This is a genomic window from Clostridium sp. Marseille-Q7071 (assembly GCF_965112025.1).
Genome location: NZ_CBCOPR010000005.1, coordinates 1 through 4,069, shown reverse-complemented (window position 1 = coordinate 4,069; position 4,069 = coordinate 1). Strand labels below are relative to the sequence as shown.

Here is a 4,069-nt window from a genome sequence, read left to right as displayed (position 1 = left end):
AATTAGGCTGTAATTTGATTATATTACAACTTACATATTAAAATTTTAAAATACAAACAATGTTATTTGAAAACTAAACATAAGGTGATTACAAAATATTACGTAGTAAGGGTGTATTTGGGACAATTAAGTTATAACAGTAATAAATCTCAAACTAATGAATTTTAGATTATTTTAATATATGATATAATCTATAGTTAATATAAAACTTTAGGAGGAAATAGAAATGGAGTTTGTAAGAATAAATTCTAGTGATAATAATTATTTTGATGATGTAATGAATATATATAAAGTGAGTTTTCCTATATTTGAGCAAAGAACTATAAAAGATCAAATGGACGTTTTAAAAGATGATAAATATAATTGCACGGCTGTTTGTGAAAATAATAAATTAGTTGGAATATTATTATATTGGGATTTAGATAACTGTAAATACATTGAACACTTAGCAATATTGCCCAGCTTACGAGGAAAAAACTATGGTTCTAGAATTTTAAAAGATTTTTGCGAGAATAATAAAACTATGGTTTTAGAAATAGACCCACCAGTAGATGATATATCGATTAAAAGATTAGAATTTTATTCTAACTTAGGATTTAAGCTGCAAGAATTTGAACATATTCATCCACCTTACAGAAAAGAGTATAAAGGTCATAAATTAAAGATTATGAGTTTTAATAGAAATCTATCTGAGGATGAATACAATGAATTTAACGTATTTTTAAAAGAAAGAATTATGAAATACTCAGAGTATAATGATTAAATACTATTGATTTATAGTTATTAATTAATTCATAATTTTAATATTTAACATAACAACTGAAAAAATGAGTAGTTTATAAAAAACCGTATTATTCAAATTTGAATAATACGGTTTTTTACGTAGTGAATTAAATATATTGAGGAATAATTAATAGAAATATTCTTTAGAAATTGAATAATAAGGTATTAAAAACATTTATTCTTAAAAATATGGTATAATTTCCATATAATTAACTCTCCATTATAAAAGTAGGAAAATTTTAATATAAAGATACTTTAAAGTAAGTCACTGATAATAATAACAAAATAATTATAATATAGAATTTAAGAGGTGAGATAAGAATGAAAATTATAGATGACATTACTGATTTTATATTTTTACAAGATGAAATAGAAAAAGCAAATATTATTTTTATTCCAGGGGGTTCACATCCTGAATTAGGAGAGTATTCTGCTGAATTGTGGAAACAAGGATTTGCACCTCTTGTAATGCCATCAGGTGGAGTGAGTATTAAAACAGGAAAATTTAATGGAGTAAAATCAAGAAAAGAAATATACAACAAAGACTATAAGACAGATTGTGAGTTTTTAGCCGATGTTTTAATGATAAATGGTGTTTCAAAAAAACGATTTTATGGGAAGATACATCATCATTCACAAAAGAAAATGCAGTATTTTCACGTAGGGTTGCAGATGAAAATAATTTAGATATTAAAAAAGCTATTATTTGTTGTAAGTCTTTTCATGCTCGACGCTCACTTATGTGTTATCAATTGGCTTTTCCAGATACAAAATTTTATATTCATCCCATACCATATTATCAAGGTAATATTCTTATATCAAAGGAAAATTGGTACAAAACAGACATTGGTATTAAACGTGTATTAGGAGAATTAGAGCGCTGTGGAAATCAATTTAATAATGAAATTTTGAAATTAAAGGAAATTTTATAGCTATAATTATTTAGCAATATAATTAAAGGATATATGAAAATATATGAATTTAAAACACAAAAATAATGTTATTTAAAGATTTAAAAGTGTGATATAATTTTTTCTGATTAAATTTTAAAAATAAAGTAAGAGATATTGGAGAATTAAAATGAAAGTATCAATAATTATTGGACAGTTTCCAATAACATTTAATATTAAAGAAAATTTAAACAAGATAAAGCAGATATTGGATGAAGCAAATGAAGATGATTTAATTATTCTCCCAGAGGGTGCACTATCTGGTTATGATGATGATATTTCTTTTCTTAAATATATCGATTTACAAACGTTGAATTATGCAATGAATCAATTAAAAAGTGAAGCTATAACAAGAAAAGTACATATTATTTTTGGCTCTTGTATATATCAAGATTCAAGTTGGTTCAATGCTGCAATTTTTTATTCATATAATAATGATGATTTCATATATGAAAAGGTGAATTTAGCAACTCATGAAAGAAATGTTTTTAAAGCAGGTGATGAATTACCAGTTTTTGATATAATAATTAATAATCAACATTTAAAATTGGGAATACAACTTTGTAGAGAGAGATACGTTATCCTGAGCAATGGAAAGCATTAGCTTTAAATAATGCTCAAGTATTTGTATATTTGACAAATGCTACTTCAGGAGATCATCTTTCAGTTTGGAGAAGTCACTTAATAAGTAGAGCAGCAGAAAATCAAAGATTTGTAATTAGTTCTAATAATGCTAGTAAGAATCAACAGTGTCCTACTATGCTAATTTCTCCTAAGGGACAAGTAATTGAAGAAGTGATTTCAAGTGATTTGGAGATAATTAAAAAAACTATAGATATTGATGAGATATCAAATTGGTACTTAAGCCAATGTAGAAGTGATATTGTTAAAATAGTTTCAAATACATAATAATTACAAAGTATATTTTATTTTAAAACACTGTATTATTCAGAAATGGATTTTACAGTATTTTTTATTGCGTAATTTAAAATATTTCGCACTTTATATTGATTTTATAAGTAGCTTATAGCAGCAGATTAATTACTATTTTTGTTAAAATAAGAAGGAGAACAGTACTTTCTAGGGAATATATTATGAATGAAAAAATTAAATATGGCATAAATGTAAAATGTTACAATTAAAAATGATTTATATAATTGGAGAAGTAGAATGAATAATGATTTAAAAACATATTTAGAAAATATGAAGAAGCCTTGGAGTGTATTATACTATAGATTGGTTTGGGAACAACTATCACAAGTAACTAATTGTAAAGTCCTCGATTTTGGAAGTGGATTGGGAATTACTGCAAATTATTTAGCAAAGAATAACGATGTAGTAGCAATAGAACCAGATGCTAATATGATAGATATGAGAATATGTGACAATGATTATGAACAGATTATTGGTAATATAGAACAATTAAAAGAGCAAGATGATAATTCCTTTGATGTTGTAATATGCCACAATGTTTTTGAGTATGCGAAAGAACGAAAAGAAATATTTAGAGAATTCTGCCGGGTTCTTAAACCAAATCGGATAATATCTATAGTAAAACATAATCATGTAGGAAGAATCATGCAAAAAATTGTTTTTGAAAACAATGTGGATGAAGCAATATCTCTACTTGATGGGGAAGCAGCTAAGGTTATGAATTTTGGACAAGTGGATTATTATGATGTAAATGATGTTAGAGAGTGGATAGGTAATTTAGACGTTAATATTGAAAAGGTTCTTGGAATTAGAACGTTTTTTGCTTTGCAGCAAAATAATGAAATTAAGTATGATCCAATGTGGCAAGAAAAAATGTTTGAAGCTGAAATGAAAGTTTCTGAAATAGATGAGTATATAAATATATCTTTTTATAATCACATCTTGTTAAGAAAATTAAGTTGAATATAACATGTCTAATTAATTAAAGTATCAAAATAAGATAGTTAAATAATAGTGATAATCTATTATTTTTTAAAGGAACTCAATAAGAGTTCCTTTAAATTGCTTTATTTATAAAGCATTAAATATGACTTAAAGCAAAATACATATAATAAAGCTTATTTTATCTTAGTACATAATTTAAACTTAAATAAATATAATACAATAAATTATAACACTTCCGTATTTACCCTTTTTAGAATTTTTAACTATATAAAATAAAAATATTATTTATAGAAAAATATAGAGTAAAGTATATTTATCAGTTAATAAGAAATTCATATTATTTATATCCTGACGAATTAGAAGCGTAAGCATTTAAGGTATGTTTAGTTAGTGAATCTATATGTGTTACTAAAAGTAGGGCAATAACTAAAAAAACAAATATATTTTTTAAATTTTAG

The 4,069-nt window shown here is 24.6% G+C and carries 6 protein-coding genes; all 6 read left to right on the top strand.

What is annotated here, in order from left to right; genetic code table 11:
* Positions 1–226: 226 nt before the first annotated feature.
* The 6 genes from ACWPW7_RS23280 (at position 227) to ACWPW7_RS23255 (ending at position 3,629) form a co-directional block, all read left to right on the top strand.
* On the top strand, positions 227–763 hold the full coding sequence (locus ACWPW7_RS23280; RefSeq protein ID WP_454053122.1) for a GNAT family N-acetyltransferase: 537 nt from the start codon (positions 227–229) through the stop codon (positions 761–763).
* A 341-nt stretch (positions 764–1,104) separates the two neighbouring features.
* Positions 1,105–1,470, top strand: a complete 366-nt coding sequence (locus ACWPW7_RS23275) for a hypothetical protein (RefSeq protein ID WP_454053123.1) — start codon at positions 1,105–1,107, stop codon at positions 1,468–1,470.
* Positions 1,392–1,715, top strand: a complete 324-nt coding sequence (locus tag ACWPW7_RS23270) for a YdcF family protein (protein ID WP_454055632.1) — start codon at positions 1,392–1,394, stop codon at positions 1,713–1,715. The genes ACWPW7_RS23275 and ACWPW7_RS23270 overlap by 79 nt, the downstream gene beginning before the upstream one ends.
* 148 nt (positions 1,716–1,863) lie before the next feature.
* Positions 1,864–2,337, top strand: coding sequence for a carbon-nitrogen hydrolase family protein (locus tag ACWPW7_RS23265; protein WP_454055631.1), 474 nt, complete (start codon positions 1,864–1,866; stop codon positions 2,335–2,337).
* Positions 2,338–2,366: 29 nt separating this feature from the next.
* Entirely contained in the window at positions 2,367–2,642 is a 276-nt protein-coding gene (locus ACWPW7_RS23260; RefSeq protein WP_454055630.1) for a nitrilase-related carbon-nitrogen hydrolase, read from the top strand.
* Positions 2,643–2,903: 261 nt separating this feature from the next.
* A complete protein-coding gene (locus ACWPW7_RS23255) occupies positions 2,904–3,629 on the top strand; it encodes a class I SAM-dependent methyltransferase (protein ID WP_454055629.1) in 726 nt (241 codons plus the stop codon).
* Positions 3,630–4,069: the final 440 nt, after the last annotated feature.

What these genes read in the sequence shown, in the direction of transcription:
- ACWPW7_RS23280 (WP_454053122.1), top strand. Translation starts at nt 227, where the DNA reads ATGGAGTTTGTAAGAATAAATTCTAGTGATAATAATTATTTTGATGAT.
- ACWPW7_RS23275 (WP_454053123.1), top strand. Translation starts at nt 1,105, where the DNA reads ATGAAAATTATAGATGACATTACTGATTTTATATTTTTACAAGATGAA.
- ACWPW7_RS23265 (WP_454055631.1), top strand. Translation starts at nt 1,864, where the DNA reads ATGAAAGTATCAATAATTATTGGACAGTTTCCAATAACATTTAATATT.
- ACWPW7_RS23255 (WP_454055629.1), top strand. Translation starts at nt 2,904, where the DNA reads ATGAATAATGATTTAAAAACATATTTAGAAAATATGAAGAAGCCTTGG.